12 protein-coding genes are annotated in these 16,795 nt (G+C 69.2%); 4 read left to right on the forward strand and 8 right to left on the reverse strand.

From position 1 onward, the window contains the following. Together rnr and OZ403_RS21880 are read right to left on the reverse strand one after the other, a co-directional pair. Positions 1 to 3,534: a ribonuclease R gene (gene rnr, locus OZ403_RS21875; RefSeq protein WP_268781639.1), complete on the reverse strand. Its 3,534-nt coding sequence runs from the start codon at positions 3,532 to 3,534 to the stop codon at positions 1 to 3. A 107-nt stretch (positions 3,535 to 3,641) separates the two neighbouring features. Beyond that, positions 3,642 to 5,021, reverse strand: coding sequence for a protease inhibitor I42 family protein (locus OZ403_RS21880; protein ID WP_140855433.1), 1,380 nt, complete (start codon positions 5,019 to 5,021; stop codon positions 3,642 to 3,644). 195 nt (positions 5,022 to 5,216) lie between these two features. Between OZ403_RS21880 and OZ403_RS21885 the strand changes: the two genes are divergently transcribed. The 3 genes from OZ403_RS21885 to OZ403_RS21895 all read left to right on the forward strand — a co-directional run bounded on the left by OZ403_RS21885 (position 5,217) and on the right by OZ403_RS21895 (position 8,124). Then, complete coding sequence (locus OZ403_RS21885; protein WP_268781640.1) at positions 5,217 to 6,449, forward strand: molybdopterin molybdotransferase MoeA; 1,233 nt, start codon at positions 5,217 to 5,219, stop codon at positions 6,447 to 6,449. 117 nt (positions 6,450 to 6,566) lie between these two features. After that, the gene (gene ribA, locus OZ403_RS21890; protein WP_140792635.1) at positions 6,567 to 7,241 is read left to right on the forward strand and encodes a GTP cyclohydrolase II; all 675 of its coding nucleotides are present in this window, start codon (positions 6,567 to 6,569) and stop codon (positions 7,239 to 7,241) included. Between the two features lie 49 nt (positions 7,242 to 7,290). Beyond that, positions 7,291 to 8,124 (forward strand): MBL fold metallo-hydrolase, encoded by an 834-nt coding sequence (locus OZ403_RS21895; protein ID WP_140792637.1) that lies wholly within the window; start codon positions 7,291 to 7,293, stop codon positions 8,122 to 8,124. Here the strand turns inward: OZ403_RS21895 and lipB are convergent. From lipB to lpdA, 5 genes are all read right to left on the reverse strand, one after another. Next, on the reverse strand, positions 8,114 to 9,187 hold the full coding sequence (gene lipB, locus OZ403_RS21900; protein ID WP_268781641.1) for a lipoyl(octanoyl) transferase LipB: 1,074 nt from the start codon (positions 9,185 to 9,187) through the stop codon (positions 8,114 to 8,116). The two genes, OZ403_RS21895 and lipB, sit on opposite strands and share 11 nt — an antisense overlap. Beyond that, positions 9,184 to 11,076, reverse strand: a complete 1,893-nt coding sequence (locus OZ403_RS21905; RefSeq protein ID WP_442929600.1) for a ClpX C4-type zinc finger protein — start codon at positions 11,074 to 11,076, stop codon at positions 9,184 to 9,186. Before OZ403_RS21905 ends, lipB begins: the two co-directional genes overlap by 4 nt. A gap of 32 nt (positions 11,077 to 11,108) precedes the next feature. Then, entirely contained in the window at positions 11,109 to 12,365 is a 1,257-nt protein-coding gene (locus OZ403_RS21910; protein WP_268781643.1) for a dihydrolipoamide acetyltransferase family protein, read from the reverse strand. Between the two features lie 60 nt (positions 12,366 to 12,425). Next, on the reverse strand, positions 12,426 to 13,355 hold the full coding sequence (lipA, locus tag OZ403_RS21915; RefSeq protein WP_090490647.1) for a lipoyl synthase: 930 nt from the start codon (positions 13,353 to 13,355) through the stop codon (positions 12,426 to 12,428). A 259-nt stretch (positions 13,356 to 13,614) separates the two neighbouring features. Further along, positions 13,615 to 15,012, reverse strand: a complete 1,398-nt coding sequence (gene lpdA, locus OZ403_RS21920) for a dihydrolipoyl dehydrogenase (protein WP_140792645.1) — start codon at positions 15,010 to 15,012, stop codon at positions 13,615 to 13,617. An 80-nt stretch (positions 15,013 to 15,092) separates the two neighbouring features. Between lpdA and OZ403_RS21925 the strand changes: the two genes are divergently transcribed. Continuing rightward, on the forward strand, positions 15,093 to 16,229 hold the full coding sequence (locus OZ403_RS21925) for a hypothetical protein (RefSeq protein WP_268781644.1): 1,137 nt from the start codon (positions 15,093 to 15,095) through the stop codon (positions 16,227 to 16,229). Positions 16,230 to 16,247: 18 nt separating this feature from the next. Here OZ403_RS21925 and OZ403_RS21930 read toward each other — a convergent pair whose 3' ends face one another. After that, positions 16,248 to 16,697 carry a DofB protein gene (locus OZ403_RS21930; RefSeq protein ID WP_140792649.1) on the reverse strand — a complete coding sequence of 150 codons (450 nt, stop codon included), beginning with the start codon at positions 16,695 to 16,697 and terminating at the stop codon, positions 16,248 to 16,250. Positions 16,698 to 16,795 lie beyond the last annotated feature (98 nt).

Below are 16,795 nucleotides of genomic sequence, written 5' to 3' on the forward strand. Positions count from 1 at the left end.
TCAGCGCTTCTTGCGCCCCGTAGGCGCCTTCTTCTTCGCGGCTCCCGAAGCCTTCGCTGGCTTCGCGGCACGCGCCACGGTGGGCTTCGCGGCCTTCTTCGACGGCGCCTTCGCCTTGGACTTCGACGCGGCAACCTTGGTGGCCTTCGCGGCGGCCCGAGCAGGCGCCGCCTTCTTCGCCTTGGCGGTGGGCTTCTTGGCCTTCGTGGCGGCGGCCTTCTTGGCGCTGCCGGCCGCGGTGGTCTTCTTCCGCGCCGGGGTGCGCGTCGCCTTCGCCACGGCCTTCTTCCGCGTCGCCTTCCGCTTCGGCGCAGCCGTCTCTGGCGCGGGCGCGGGAGTCACGGGCGTCTCGACGCTCGCGGGCGCGGCTCGCACGGGCTCCGGGGCCACAGGAGTCGGGGTTTCCGTCACGGCCCGGCTGGGAACAGGCGGGGGCGCTTCGACGGGCGCCTCGGGCGGCGGGCGCGGGGGCTCTATCGAGAATGCCCTGTCGTCCTCGGACTCGCGCCCGGGCTTGGGAGCGGGGAACCGGGGCCCCGGTCCGCCCTGTGGCTTCTGCTTCTGGAACGACCGGCCGTGGGAAGCGCCGCGGGGTTCAGGCCCACGCTGACGCTGGGACGCCAACGCGCGAATCCGGTCGAAACCCGGGTGTGGAGACCGGGCGGCGTCATCGCCCGCCGGCAATTCCCATGAAGCGGGCGCGGACGGCGCTTCGGGCGGAAGCGGCTCGGCCGTTTCGGCGGACACGGGCGCCGGTGCCTGCGGCTCCGGGCGGATGAACGTCCTGCGCTTGGGCCACGCGGGCGACTCGGCACGAGGAGGTTCCTGTCCTTCCGGCGCCCTGGGCGGGAACCGAGGCTCCTTCCGGTGCGGCGCGGCCTCCTCACGACGGCCTTCGCGGGAGAAGCGTCCGCGCGGACGTCCCGTGCCCGTCTCCTCGTGATGCCCAGAGGGCGCGCCCTGGCTCGTGGCGGCGGCTTCCCGTTCGCGGCGGCCCGGGCGCCCTGCCCGCTCCCGCCGGCCATCCCGCTCGCGGTGCGACGGTGCCTCGGCCGTCCACGCCTGACGCCGGTGCGGCTGATCGCCCCGCGTCGCGACGCGGCTCAGCAGCGCCTCGCCCTCGAACTGGAGCGCCTCGAAGTCGATCTTCTTCGCCGTCACGTTCACGGACGTCAGCCGCACCCGCAGCTTCTGTCCCACGCGCACCCGGCGCCCATTCGCGTACACCAGGGAGTGCGTCAGCTTGTCCAGCTTCGCCCCGGGACCCAGCGTCTCCGCCTTGACCAGGCCTTCGACGTGCACCTCGTCTAGTTCGACGAAGAAACCGAAGTCGGTGATGGCTGCCACGGTGGCGGCGAACTCCTCGCCCACGCGGTCCTTCATCAGCAGGCACGCGTAGAAGGACACCACCTCCCGCTCGACCTGCATCGCCGCGCGCTCGCGCTCGGAGCACTGCGCGGACATGTCCTCGAGCTGGTCCTCCTCGCGCTCCAGCATCGACTGCGAAGGCTTGCGCCCCTTCCGGGCCCAGTGCGCCTTGAGCAGCCGGTGCACCAGCAGGTCCGGGTAGCGGCGGATGGGCGACGTGAAGTGCAGGTAGTGCTCGGCGGCCAGGCCGTAGTGGCCCACGCGGGACGACGTGTACACGGCCTGCATCATGGAGCGCAGCAGGAGCTGGTTCAGCGCCCGCTGCTCGGGGTGGCCCTGGAGCTGGCTGACGAAGGCATCCAACTCCTTCGACGACACGCCGTCCTCGACGCGCATCTTGAAGCCATAGGCCTCCGCCAGCGCGGCGAACGTGGCCAGCTTCTCCGGATCCGGCTCGCCGTGGAACCGGTACACCGTGGGCAGGCCCTCGTCCTGGAAGAAGGTCGCCACCGCCTCGTTGGCGGCGAGCATGCACTCCTCGATGAGCCGGTGGCTGTCCTTGCGCTCGCGCTTGTCCATGCGCGCGGGCAGGCCCTCCTCGTCCAGCACCACCTTGTGCTCGGGCAGGTCGAAGTCGATGGCGCCGCGCTCCTTGCGCATCTTCATCAGCGCGCGGGCCAGCGACATCAACCGCTCGAAGTGGGGCTTGTGCGCGTTGCGGTGCGGCACGTCCTGGCCGTCGAGGACGTCCTGCACCTCGTTGTACGTGCACCGCGCCACGCTGCGCATCACCGCCGGATACAAGTCGTAGGAGCGACGGTGGCCGCGGCGGTCGAACGTCATGTCCGCCACCATGCACAACCGGTCCTCGTCCGGGCGCAGGGAGCAGATGCCGTTGCTCAGCCGCTCCGGCAGCATGGGCAGCACCCGGTCCGGCAGGTACACGGACGTGGCGCGCCGCAGTGCCTCCGCGTTGAGCGCACTGCCTTCCCACACGTAGTGCGTCACGTCCGCGATGGCCACCACCAGCCGCCACCCGTCCGCCTGGTCCTCCACGTAGACAGCGTCGTCGAAGTCGCGCGCGTCCTCACCGTCGATGGTGATGAGAGGAAGGGCGCGCAGGTCGCGCCGGTGCTCGCCGCGGGCCTCTTCCTCCGACACCGTCACCGCGTAGCGGTCCGCCTCGCCCATGACCTCCGGCGGGAACTCGTCCGAGAACCCCTGCGAGTAGGCGACGCCCAATACCTCGGCGCTCGGCGTGCCGGGCTTGCCCAGGGAGCCGGCGACCTCGCCGTGCAGCCCCCTGTCCGGGTCCAGCATCTGGGCACCAATGCCCAGTTGGACCTTCACCAGGTCCCCTTCGCGAGCCATCTGCGTCAGCGGCACGCGAATGGGGCCGGGCAGGCTCGAATCCGTGGGGTACACCACGGCGTAGCGGCCCTTCACGACATAGGTACCCACCGCCAGCTCGCGACGGCGCTGCACCACCCGGACGATCCGGCCCTCCAGGCGCGGAGGCCGCCCCGAGACGGCCACCACCACCCGGTCATTGTCGAGCGCGCGCTGGGCCTCGTGTGGCGGAAGGAAGACGTTGTCCCCTTCCCCCGACAGCGGATGCACGAAGCCGAAGCCATCCCGGTGGACGTGAAGGATGCCTTCCAGCAGGCCATCCTCTTCAACCTCGCTGAAACGACCCCGGCGGCCGGGCCACTCCCCCCGCTCCTGCCGGAAGCCCCCTCCGTGCTTCGAAGCGCCCTTGCGCTCACGCCCCGGGCCCTGCTCCTGCCAGCCCGCGCGCTTCCCACGCGCCCCCGGCTCATGCCGGCGGGCCGCGAAGCCGCCAGGGCCCGCCGCGCGCTGCCCAGCCTGCCGGGGCCCACGACCTGGCCCGCCCTCGCGGGGCCCTTCGGCATCGCGCTGACGCCACGCCATGGGAGCGACCTGCTCCCTTGCACGCACGTCGGCCTCGCGCCGCGAGGGCTGCCGGGGCACGAAGCGCTTGCCGTCCTTGAGGATGTCGCCCTGACGGACGAGCTCGCGCAGGGCGCGCTTGAGCTCCGTCTGTTGTCCGGGGTGCAGGCCCGCGAGCCGGAGAAGCTCCTTGATGCCCAGCGGGTGGTCTGCTTCAGCGAGGATCTGCTTGAGAAGGTCTTGAGAAAGGCTCACGGTGGGGTCGCGGCTCGGCCGCTACGGGAACGGGTAAGCCCGAAGCGGCCGGACGGGAACCCCCCGGCGACCGGCCGCCCCCCGGAACCTGCTCCGGGCGGCGACCCTCAGGGCTTGACCGTGACGTTGATTTTGAAGGAGCGGTCCACCAGGCCAGGCGACAGCGCCTTGGCCAGGAAGAACTCCACCTCGAAGGTGCCCGGGTTGCGCGGGGTGAAGAAGAACTCGCGGGTACCAGGACCGTCCTCGGGCGCGGGCTCGAAGTTCGCTTCGCGCAGGCCCACGCGCTTGGCCACCGTGGGCTCGATGGCCCAGGTGAAGCCGGGATGCTCGGGCAGGCGCACGGCGAGACCGTGGTTGAGGCGCACGTCCACGGACGTGGGGACCTCTCCCTCGATGTGCACCAGCTCCATCTCGTCGCGGGACACGGCGCGCGCTTCGGACGGACGCAACTCCACGTTCTCCGCCAGGATGCGGCCACCCCAGCCGGACGTCTTGTCGACGACGCCCTGCACCTGGAGCGTGTACCCCACGTGCTTGCGCAGGGCCTTGCCAGCGGCCTTGCCCTCGATGATGAATGACACCTGCTGGCGCGTGCCGCCGTTGGACACGACGAGCACGAACTCCTCGCCCGTCATCTCCAGGTTGCCACGCACGCCCGCGAAGCCCTTGATGCCCGCGCCCATGCCAGCCGCCGTCACCATGGAGACCTCACCGGGCGACAGGTAGCGCAGCCGCGCCTCCGTCTCCACCGGGGCGGCTTCCACCACCTCGGAGTCCGGCTTCTTGGCCGAGTACTTGCGAACGTCCACCACGCCAGCGTGGTTGGTCGTCTTGCGGATGAGGCCGCTGACGGAGACCTTGTGGTCCACGTAGGCCGGGAGAACTTCCTGATCCGGGCCCTGGAGGAGGAAGGTCAGCTCGCGCTTGTCGCGCCCGACGACCACCAGGTGCGGCATGTCGTTGGTGACCACCAGGCGCCCCTTGAGGCTTCCCTCGCCCGTGACGCCGCGGCCTTCACCGGCCGTCAGCAGCTGCTCCATCTCACGCTTGGTGAGCGGCTCGCCCGGGGGCGGGAGCTTGGTGGCGCGAGGACGGGGCCTCTCCACCGGAGGAGCGGCGGGTACCGCGCTCGCCTTCCCCGCCTTGGCGCCCGCGGCGGACTTCGCTGCGGGTGGCGCCTTCGCCGGAGATGCCTTCGGGGTCTTCGCTGCTGGGGATGCGGCCTTCGCGGCCGAGGCTGTCTTCCCAGCGGGCGCGGCCTTCTTCGCGGTGGCCTTCTCCTGCACGGCCTTCTTCACCGCGCTCTTGGCCCCCTTCGTTACGTCCGATGCCGCTTTCGCCAATTTCGTCGCCGCCTTCGCCACCCGCTTGGAGGCGTTCTTGATCAGATCCAGCCGGGCAGCGGAGTCCTTCTTCGCAGCGGGCTTTGCGCCAGCCTTGCCAGCGGGAGTCGTCTTCTTGGCCCCGGACTTGGGCTTGGCCATCGACGCAGTCTCCTTGAGAGTTCCCGTGTCCTTTCAACGGGTTGGCGGACCTACCCAGAGGGCAGGCAAGCCTCGCGATCACCGTTGCTTGTAACGATGATCAGGTAGGCTGTCAAACTAACACTTGATTATCTCACGGACTTTGTTCGTGAACGGGTCCAAGCCACAGAGCCACGGCATGGCTATAAGCCGGGCATGAACGACTCCGCCACATTGCTGCCGGAAGAAGACGCCCGGTCGCAGATCCTGGCCCTGTGCGCGCCCCTTCCCACCGAGTGGTTGCTCTTGGATGACGCGCTGGGACGCGTGCTCGCCGAGGATGTGATGGCGCAGCGGACGCTCCCTCCTTGGGACAACTCGGCCATGGATGGCTATGCGGTGCGCAGCGCGGACCTGGCGGGTCCCCTGCCCGTCCGGCTCAACGTCGGAGAGACCATCTACGCCGGCGCGGTGGGCCACCAGGCGCTGGTCTCCGGGGTATGCGCCCGCATCATGACGGGCGCTCCCCTCCCCGCGGGTGCGGATGCGGTGGTGATGCGAGAGCGGACACGGCCCGTGGTCCAGAGCGGCGCGGATCAGGTCGACGTGCTCGAAGCGGTGGCCCCGGGCCAGTTCGTGCGGCCCCGGGGCGAGGACGCTCGGGAGGGACAGCTGCTGCTGGCACGCTGCACGCCGCTGGGCATCCCCGAGCTGGGCCTCCTCTGGGCCCAGGGCCGACAGGCCGTGCCTGTGTCGCGCGCACCGCGAGTGGCCATCCTCTCCACTGGCGACGAGTTGTGCCACGCGGACGAGCCGCCCAACGGCCGCATCGTGGACACCAATGCTCCGTCACTGGCGCTGGCGGTCCGCCGCGCGGGCGGCATTCCCACGCGGCTGGGCATCGCTCGGGATACGCGCGACGCCGTACTGGCCGCGCTCTCCCGGCTGGACGGGTTCGACGTGGTGCTCACCAGCGCGGGTGTGTCCGTGGGCGAGCGCGACTACGTGAAGGAAGTGCTCGCCGAGCTGGGCGTGGAACAGCACTTCTGGCGCGTCGCCATCAAGCCCGGAAAGCCGCTGGTGGTGGGCCGGCGTGGCGCAACGCTGTTCTTCGGACTTCCGGGCAATCCCACCTCCTCCCTGGTGACGTTCGAGCTCTTCGTGCGACCGGCCCTCCGCAAGCTGCTGGGCCATGCGCAGGTCGGGCCTGGGCGCGTGGCCGGACGCCTGGAAGGCAAGCTCTCCAAGCCTTCCGGTCTGGCGCATTTCGTCCGCGTCACGGCTGCTTGGAGAGAAGGCAGCCTGTGGGCCCGTCCACTGGCGACACAAACGTCCGGTGCCCTGCGTTCTGCCGCGGCAGCCACACATCTGCTGCATTTCCCTCGGGAAGCCAGCAGCTTGACGGCTGGGGACGCGGTAGAACTGCTTCCGCTCTCATGGGTGGCCTGAGGAACAAAGGACGCCGTGGAGCATCCTCTTGGGGGCTCGTGCTCGAAAGTTCGAGCCCGCCTTGACTTGAGAACCTGAGGACTCCAAACAGGGGCCCGCATCTGGAGAGGACTCAACATGTCGGACACACGCTCACCTCAGGTCCTTCCGACCCGTAAGCCCACGCAGCACCTGGAGCGGTTCTCGGAGGCGGACATCCCGACCGAGCGCGGCTCGCTGCGGACCATCGTGTTCCGGGACAAGCGCAACGGGCGGGAGCATGTCGCGCTCGTGGTGGGAGAGGTTTCAGGACACGAGGGTGTGCCGGTGCGCATCCACTCCGAGTGCCTCACGAGCGAGGTCTTCGGCAGCCTGAAGTGCGACTGCCGCGAGCAGCTGGACCGCTCTCTCGACTTCATCACCCAGTCGGGACAGGGCGTCGTGCTGTACCTGCGGCAGGAGGGGCGCGGCATCGGCCTGGGGAACAAGATCAAGGCCTACGCGCTGCAATCCAAGGGACTGGACACCTACGAAGCCAACCGGCAGCTGGGTTTCGCGGACGACCTGCGCACGTATGACATCGCGGCGGAGATGCTGCGGAGCCTGGATGTGCGCTCGGTGGACCTGATGACCAACAACCCGCTGAAGATCGCGGGCATCGTCGAAGAAGGCATTCCCGTCCGGCGTCGAATCCCTTCCCGGACCGAGCACAATCCGCATAACGTCGACTACCTGAGGACGAAGCGCGAGCGTACGGGGCACCTGATTGAGCTCTTCGCCGAGGACGACGACACGGAAGCCCAAGCAGGCTGAGCAGCCCCCCGCGAGGCGACGGAACACCGTCGCGCGCAACCAGGCCCGCGTGCCCTTCGAGGTGCGCTTCTGGGGTGTGCGCGGCTCCATTCCTTCACCGGGCGCGCACACGAAGCGCTACGGCGGAAACACGCCCTGCGTGGAGGTCCGCTGCGGGGACGAGCTGCTCATCTTCGACCTGGGCACCGGCGCGCGCGCGCTGGGGCATGCGCTGGTGGCGAAGAAGAAGCCGGTGAAGGGCTCCATCTTCATCTCGCACTACCACTACGACCACCTGCAGGGCCTGCCCTTCTTCGGGCCCATGTTCCTGCCCTCGAGCGACCTGACTGTCTACGGCCCGGCGCGGCACGGGCAGTCGGTGAAGCAGCTCCTCAGCGGGCAGATGGTGCCGCCGTACTTCCCAGTGACGGCGGACGGCGTGTTCCGGGCGCAGCTCACGTACACGGACCTGGCCGCCACGCAGACGCTGCAATTGGGCCCTGCGACGGTCCGGACCATCGAGCTGAACCACCCGGGCGGCAACATGGGCTACCGCGTCGAGTGCCAGGGCCGCTCGGTGGTGTACGCCACCGACCTGGAGCACGGCAGCGACATGGACGCGGCTTTCTACGCGTTCGCCCAGGACGCGGACGTCCTCATCTACGACGCCATGTACACCGAGGACGAGTACCACGGCCGCACCGGGCCAGCTCGCACCGGCTGGGGCCACTCCACCTGGCAGGCCGCGGTGCATGCGGCGGATGAAGCCGGGGTGAAGAAGCTGGTGCTCTTCCACCACGACCCCTCACGCGATGACGCGGGCATGGACCGGCTGCTGCGTCAGGTGCGCAAGCACCGCCCCGACGCCATCGCCGCTCGCGAGTCCCTGGTCATCAAGCTGTAGCGCGCTTCACCGTCTCCCGCAGGCCCCGGAAGGGAAGCCGCTCCAGGGCCGTGGGCACGTCGACCCACTCGAAGGCGTCGTGTTCGGCGCCCAGGCGCACGTCCGCGTCCGGGGGCACGTGGACGGCGAAGCCGTTCTCCTCCACGAGTTGCGGTGGCAGCGCCTCTCCCAAGGCGAAGGCGTGGCGGTAGTCCAGGTCCACCAGCGGCACTCGGAGTCCTGTCTCCTCCTCCAGCTCCCGCGCCGCGGCCTGCGCTGGCGACTCACCTGCTTCGAGCCTCCCGGTGAGGACCTGCCAGAAACCGCCCCGCTCCGGGCGACGGCGCACGAGCAGCACCCGCGCTTCGGGGCCCCGGCCCTTCACCACCACGATGCTCACCGTCCGCATCGGCGGCGGCGCGTCCACGCGCTCGCTGTCGAACACGGTGCAGAAGCTGATGGCGATGGCCTCTTCCACCTCCGCCATGGGGAGTGCGCGGCCCAGCTCCCGCTGCATGGACGTGACGCCCGCTTCTCGGATGCCACACGGGACGATGAGCTGGAAGTGGTCCAGGTTCGTGTTCACGTTGAGCGCGAAGCCGTGCGTGGTGAGCCAACGCGACAGGTGCACGCCAATGGCGGCGATCTTCCGCGCGTCCGGAGCACCTTCTGCGCCAATCCAGACGCCGGGCCACTTGGGGATGGGGCCCGCGGTGATGCCCCACTGGGCCAGCACCTGCATGACGGAGCGTTCCACGTCGCGCACGTAACGGCGCACGTCGCGTCGGTCCTCCGGCAGCAGGAAGATGGGGTAGCCCACCAGTTGGCCGGGGCCGTGGTAGGTGACGTCGCCGCCACGGTTGGTCTCGAAGACCTCCGCGCCCTCCTTCGCCAGCTGCGCGTCGCTGGCGACGATGTTCTCGCGCTTCGCGGCACGGCCCAGGGTGAGGATGGGCGGGTGCTCCAAGAGGAGCAGCACATCGCCGGAGAGTCCCTGGCGGCGGGACTCGCTGAAGAGGTGCATCAGTGCGAGCCCGTCCTCGTACTCCACTCGGCCCAGGCGATAGACGGTGATGGTGTTCATGACGTTCGCTTCTTTCGAGCCTTCCGCGGGGGCGAGGGCTTCACGGTGGGCGCCAGGCTCCACGTTCCCGTGGGCACCCGGTTGAGGAGGGCATGCAGCTCATGGCCCGCGCGCGGCGAGCGGCTGGCCTCCTGGGCCAGCGCAATGAGCACGTCCTCGGAGGCGGAGACCGCGGGCTCGCGCGAGCCCAGGCGCTGGCGGGCAATCTCCACGAATTCAGATTGTGTGGGCACCTGGAGCGGCAGGAGCACCTGCACTTGCTCCAGGATGTCCGTGGGCACAGTTCCGCGCACGGACTGAGTCAGCGCGGCGGTGGTGGGCACTGGAACACTGTGTGAGTCCCCGCGGAGGCTCAGGCCCCGAACCTCCGTGCCTTCGCCCCTCGCGCTCAGCACGACGGCAGGTCGACTGTCTCGAGCCAGGAAGGCTCGCAGTGTCGCGTGTGATGACGCATCCAGGCGGTCCACGTCCTCCACCAGCAGCGTGCGAGAGGAAGTCGTCAGGTCCAGGTCCGCGACCGTGGTGATGACGCCCACGGCCTCTCGCTGGAGTTGCTGGAACCAGACGCTCTTGCCACTGCCTTCGGGCCCGACGAGCAACAGGGTCCGCGCGTGGGCCCCGAGCGACTGTGTCAGCAGCGCCTGCGTCGCGCCCTGCCCCACGAGCCCCAAGACAGGTGTCACGGGCCGTTCCAGTCGCGACACCGTGGGCAGAGGCACCGGGGTGACGTCTCCAAGCAGCGATTGCGACTCGGTCAGGCAGCTCTTGCAGATGAACGCGCCCGCGGGCCCTGCGACCAGGTCCCCCGTGTCCGTACGCGGACGGCAGCAGAAGGAGCACCATGCGTCGAGCGCCGCATCCGCACGCGTGGGGCCGCGCTCGATGAGCCGAGCCTCTCTGCGACGCCGAGGTCGCGCATCCGTGAGGATGTCCTCTCCGAAAGGTGCGTCCTCTGCCACGCCCACCATTCGTGATGAAGCAAGCCGCGTCGTGGACGCCTCGTCGCCCGGATGTTCCCGCTCGCTCATGCCATCCGGAGAACTGTCCGCTGAGGCGAGCTCTGGCGCGGGTATGGACGCGGAAGAAACGCGCCCTCCGGGCAACTCCGCTGATTCCCCCCCCGGCGTGGATGTGGAGGGAACGTTCCGTCCAGGCCTTTCCGCAGAAACGGCCGCTGGAGCGAAGGCGGACGTGGAAGGAACGTTCCGTCCAGGCGCCTCCCTGCCCCAGCTCAGCCTGGACGCAACACCGCCCCGCACGTCCACGGTCGCATCCAGCGGCGACGAGGAATCTTCTGCCCCTTCGACCGCGCCCGCGACGCGCGCAATCTGCACTTCGAGCCGCTGCAGATCTTCCGCGACCTCCGACTCGATGACCCAGGCCTGGGCGGCGTCGCGAGACGCATCGTCACCGGCATGCAAGGCCGCCTCGCGCAACGCATCCTCGATGAGCCGCTGCCGGTGGACGACGTCCGGCAGCAACTCCGACTCCAGGGAACGCACCAACCCGGATGCAGGCAATGCCTCTTCGTCGTCGGCGTCCGACCCAGGCCAAGTGAGCACAGGCTCCGGCATCCACTCCAGCCGGTTCACCGCATCCGCGATGTCCGCGCGGCTACCGTCCAGCCGCTGCGCATGGCGAAGCAGTTGCAACGCGCGGGACGGATTACCCGCCTGACGATACAGCTCCGCCGCTTTCTGCAGGCACTCCACCGCACGGGCCACATCCCCCTGTGTCTCGGCGGACTGCGCAGCGCGGATCAGCTCGCGAGGGTTCTCGGCCATACGGGGAGAGCCTAACCGGCTCGGGGCACCCGCGCGCGGCCCTCGAACGCGGGCCCCACCACCAGGCGCTTCCCGGCCCGGCTCCAGGGCCACCACGCCCCTCACGTCAGGGGCGTGGACCTACCACGGCGCTCACCTCACGCCATGGCCAGGAACAGCAGGTCCGGCTTCTCCAGGTACTTGATGATCTCGTACGTGAAGTCCGCCGCCACCGAGCCGTCGATGACGCGGTGGTCGCACGACAGCGACAGGTTCATCATGTCGCGCACGACGACCTGGTCCCCCACCACCGCCGGGCGCTTCTTCAGGCGGTGCACGCCCAGGATGCCCACTTCAGGGTGGTTGATGATGGGCGTGGCGAACAGGCCGCCGCTCTGCCCCAGCGAGCTGATGGTGAAGGTGCCACCCGTCAGCTCCTCCATCTTCAGCTTGCGGTCGCGCGCGGCGGCGCCCAGGCGGGCCGTCTCACGCGCCAGCTCGGCCAGCGTCAGCCGGTCCGCGTTCTTCACCACCGCAACGGTGAGACCGTCCGGCGTCGCCGCCGCCATGCCGATGTTGTACTCGCCGCGGACCACCAGCTCCTGCGACGCCTCGTCGAAGTTCGCATTCAGGTGCGGGAACTTCTTCAGCGCCGCGACCGTCGCCTTGATGATGAACGGCAGGTAGTTGAGCTTGGTGTTCTCACCGGCCGCCGCCAGCTGCGCGTTCAGCCGCGCGCGCAGGGCCACCAGCTCCGTGGCGTCCACTTCCTCGACGAACGCGAAGTGCGGCGCCGTGAACTTCGACCGCACCATCTTCTCCGCGATCTTCTTGCGCAGGCCCCGAAGCGGAACGCGCTCGTCCGCCGCGCCCGAGCTGACGGCAGGAGCCGCGGGACGCGCCTTCTGCTCGGCCGGAGCCGCGACGACGTTCTTCTCGCCACCCTCCAGCGCCGCCACCACGTCCGCCTTCGTCACGCGGCCCTGCGGCCCCGTGCCGGCAATCGCCGCCAGGTCCAGCCCGTGCTCGCGCGCCATCCGCCGCGTCACCGGCGTGGCCAGCACCTTGGACGCCGAGGCAGTCGCCCCACCGCCATGGCCACCCGCCGCGGCCACGGGAGCCGCCGCCGGCGCGCTGGCCTCGCCATGACCACCGGCCTGCGCCGGCGCATCGCCCTCCACCTCCAGGGTGACGAGGAGCTGGTGCACCTTCGCCATGTCGCCTTCATTGCCGTGCGTCTTCACGACACGGCCCGCCTTGGGAGCGGGCACGGTGACGGTGGCCTTGTCCGTCATCACCTCGGCGAGCACCTGGTCTTCCTTGACGGAATCCCCCGCCTTCACGTGCCACTTCACCAGCTCGCCTTCCATCACGCCTTCACCAAGGTCGGGGAGCTTGAATTCGAAGATCGCCATGGAGTCGTCTTTCCGGGAAGCAGGGGTGTTGGGTCAAGCCATGAATCGGAGCGTCACAGGTCAGCCGAGCCGCTCGAGCCGCTCGCGCTCCATCAGGCCCTTCATGAAGAACTCAGCGGCCCGGTAGCTGGACCGCACCAGCGGACCGGAGGCCACGTAGAGGAAGCCGTAGGACTCAGCCAGCGTCTTGTACGCCTCGAACTGCGCGGGCGACACGAAGCGCTCCACACGCAGGTGGTACTGAGACGGCTGCAGGTACTGGCCCAGCGTCAGCACGTCCACGCCCACGTCGCGCAGGTCCTTGAACGTCTGCTCCAGCTCCGCGTCCGTCTCCCCCAGGCCCACCATGACGGACGTCTTGGTGTACAGGCCCTCGGGGCGGTTCTTGAGGTACTCCAGCACGCGCAGGGACTGGTGGTACTTCGCGCGCCGGTCACGCACCGTCGGCGTGAGGCGCTCCACTGTCTCCACGTTGTGCGCCACCACGTGGGGCTTGGCCTCGGCCACGGTGGTCAGGTCCTTCTCCACGCCCTTGAAGTCCGGGATGAGCACTTCGACGATGGTGCGCGGGCTCTCCCGACGCAGTTCGCGGATGGCGGAGGCGAAGTGGCTGGCGCCGCCATCCGGCCGGTCATCCCGGTTCACGGACGTGACGACGATGTACTCCAGGTCCATCTCCTTCACCGCCTGGGCCAGATGGATGGGCTCCATCGGATCCAACGGCGGCGGCGCGCCGACCTTCACGTGGCAGAAGCGGCACGCGCGCGTGCACACCTCGCCCATCAGCATCACCGTGGCGGTGCCACCGCCCCAGCACTCGGCGATGTTCGGGCAGCGGGCCTCTTCGCACACCGTGGCCAGCTTGGTGCGCTTCACGATGGCTTTGACCCGCTCGTAGCCTTCTCCGTGCGGGAGCCGCACCTTCAGCCACTCCGGCTTGCGGGTGGTCTCAGTCACCTGGGGGAGAGGGAACCGGTCGGGAGTCGCCATGGATCGCGGGCCTTCTATGGGTTGGACGGAGGACGTTCAAGCGGAAGCCACTGACGCGAGGCGTCAGCATCCACCAGTCGTCCGCCAGTTGTCGCCTCTCTACTAATGCCCCCGTCGCCTGGGGACAGGCCACAGGAGCACTCGTGAGGGCGGCCAGGCAGGGGACCGTCACCTCGCGCGGCCGCGGGGGCCGGAAATACGAGGGGCCGTCCACGGCACACCGGGACGGCCCCTGGGACTTCAAGCGAGGCGCCGCCGCCTAGAAGTGGCGCGGGTGGCCCAGCGTGGCCTCGGCACCCTCGTGCACGATTTCCGAGAGCGTCGGGTGCGCGTGGATGGTGTTGGCCAGCTCCTCGGTGGTGATCTCCAGCTTCAGCGCGACACACGCCTCGGCCAGCAGCTCCGTCGCGTGCGGCCCGATGAGGTGCACGCCGAGGACCTCGTCGTACTTCCGGTCCGACACGATCTTGATCATGCCGGTGGCCTCGTTGGAGATGGCGGCCTTCGTCACGGCGCCCATCGGAGCGATGCCCACCTTCACGTCGTAGCCGCGCTCCTTGGCCTTCTTCTCCGTCAGGCCCACCGAGGCGACCTCGGGGTAGCAGTAGGTGGCCGACGGCGTCAGGTCGTAGTTGATGGGCTGCGGGTTCTTCCCGGCGATGTGCTCCACCGCCACCACGCACTCCGCGCTGGCCATGTGCGCCAGCATCGGCGTGGGGATGATGTCGCCCACGGCGTAGACGTTCGGCTCGGAGGTGCGCAGCATCGAGTCGACCTTGATGTAGCCGCGCTCGGCCTGGATGTTCGTCTTGTCCAGACCCACGTCCTCGGTGACAGGCGAGCGGCCCACCGCCGACAGGAGGATTTCCGCCTCCAGCGTCTTGGTCTCGTTGCCCACCTTCATGGTGACGCGCACGCCGTCCGCCGTGTGCTCCACCTTCTCCACCGCGGAGCCGGTGTGCACGTCGATGCCGCGGCGCTTGAAGATCTTCTCCAGCTCCTTGGAGATGTCCGCGTCCTCGATGGGGAGCAGCGCGGGCAGGTACTCCACGATGGAGGTCTTGCTGCCCACGTGGTTGAACACGGAGGCGAACTCACAACCCACCGCGCCAGCGCCCAGGACGATGATGCTCTTGGGGACGCGGTCGATCTGCAGGATGGAGTCGCTGTTCAGCACCCGCTTGTGGTCCACGGGGACGTTGGGCAGGGACTTGGGCACCGAGCCCGTGGCGATGATGATGTTCTTCGCCTCCAGGACCTGCTTGGAGCCGTCCGCGGCGGTGACCTCCACCTTGCCCTTGCCGGCGATGCGGCCGTGGCCCTTCACCACCGTCACCTTGTTCTTCTTCATCAAGAAGTCGATGCCGTTGGCACCCTTGGTGACAATCTTGTCCTTGTGCTTCATCGCGTTGGGCCAGTTGATGGCCGGGCTGCTCACATCAACGCCGAAGTCAGCCGCTTCGCGGACGTGGTGGAACAGCTCCGCGGTCCACAGCAGGGACTTGGTCGGGATGCAGCCGCGGTGGAGGCAGGTGCCGCCCAGCCGCTTGTCCTTCTCGATGATGGCCGTCTTCAGGCCCAGCTGACCCGCGCGAATGGCGCCCACGTAGCCGCCGGGGCCCGAACCGATGATCACCACGTCGAACGTCTCAGCCACGCACGCCTCCGTAATTATTGCGGATGGAACCCGGTGGGGCTGATAACCCCCGGTCCCGGTTGGAATCAAGGAGTTTGCTCGTGCGCCGTTTCCCGCTCCGAACCCTCCTCTTGATGTTGGCAGCACTCATCGCCTTCGGGCGCCTGTGGTGTGTGACGCACCAGGAGGAAGCGCCCGGTCCCCGGCCCGAGCGCATGGCCCAGACGGGTGACGCCCCGGCCGGCGCCCCCGTCCCCTCCTCCGCCCCCGAGTGCCTCACGCTGGAACGGGCCCTCGAAAGCGCCCTCCGCACGCCCCAGGACACCCGGGTCCTGGACGAAGCGCGCCAGCAGCTCGACGCATGCCGTCAGCCGCCCGTCCGCGCCTGCGCGCTGGGCGTGGCCCTGGACGCCCGCTCGCCCTTATCCGAGGGAGAAGCCACACCGCTGCGTGGCCTGCTGACCAGCCTGTGTGAACGCTGCCCGCCCGCCGCCAATTCGTGCGCCCGGGCCGTGGGGCAGGCCCTGCTGAGTGCCGCGGTGGGGTCGAATGCCGACGTCGCGAGCGCGAAATGGAACCTGGAGCATGCGGGGCCGGGCCTGGGAGGGGCATGTGCCTCGCTCGTCCAGCTGGGGCTCGCACCCGCGGCCCAGTCAGACCTCACCGTGCGGCCCCCGGTGCTCGCGCTCACCGGGGAGCTGGCGCCCCGCTGCTCGCAGGCAGGCTTCCTGGATGACGCGCTGCTGCGCGCCGCCGCTATGAACCTCGTGGCGCCCACGCCCGCGCTGGTCGCCTTGGCCGCGGTGCCCATTCCTCCCGAGACGAGCGCCATGAAGCCGGACCGGATTGAAGGCACCGAGCCCGGCTTCCAGGCGTTCGACCGGGACGAGAACACCGGGGTTCCGGTCGGCAAGGCGCTCAAGAGTGAGCGCTGGGCGGCGGACGGAGCGCTGCGCGCCAGCTACGCACCCACGCTGAAGCAGCTCGTATCGATGAGGATCCGCGCCACGGGCCCGGGAACGGTGCGGGCCATCGTCCGGACACCGGAAGGCGTGGGACTGAAGGACCCGGAGAAGGACTTCGCCTTCGTCAACCCCACCGTGTGCCGCTTCACCGGCACGGGTCAGTGGGAGCAGTGCCCGCTCCAGGTGCCGCTGCGCGACGTGGACGCCGTGAGCGTCTTCCCCGAGCGCGCGGACACCGAGCTGAAGGAGCTGGAGGTCCGCGGCGCCCGCTGAAGGCGCCGCCGACCGACGTCAGGCGACGAGGCCGCGCTCCTTGGCCATCGTGAAGAGTGGCGCGGCGTCCTTCTTCAGCACCGCGCTCACGTCCTTGACGATGGAGTCACCCGACTTCGCGACCGACAGGAAGTTGTCGAAGGTGCGCGTGAGGATGAGCACGCCGGAGATGATGACGCGCTGAAGGTTGTGCTGCAGGTCCGTGCCTTCATAGATGAGCCACGCCTGCTCCACGCAGGTGCGGCGGGCATCCATGAGGAACTGGTTGAGTACGGTGCGCTCGTTCGCGTCGGGCACCTTCGACTTCGAGCTCACCGACCCCACGTAGATGAGGTTCGTGTTGAGCCGCGTCGCCGCTTCCTGCATCTGCGCCAGCACCAGCGTCACGTCCTCCTTGGTCGGAGGATTCTCCCAGCGGGAGAAGATGACTCGGTCGATGATCTCCGCTTTGTAGGTAGGGCCGTTCACGATGCCTCCGGTGAGGCGAGCGCCTGACCGGCACCCGCCCGGCTTGCCACGCTGCCGTGCGGTCGGATCTGTAGCAGGAACACTCCATTCGTTGAAGT

Origin of the sequence: Myxococcus sp. NMCA1, assembly GCF_026810205.1 — a bacterium.
Classification (GTDB): Bacteria; Myxococcota; Myxococcia; order Myxococcales; family Myxococcaceae; genus Myxococcus; species Myxococcus xanthus_A.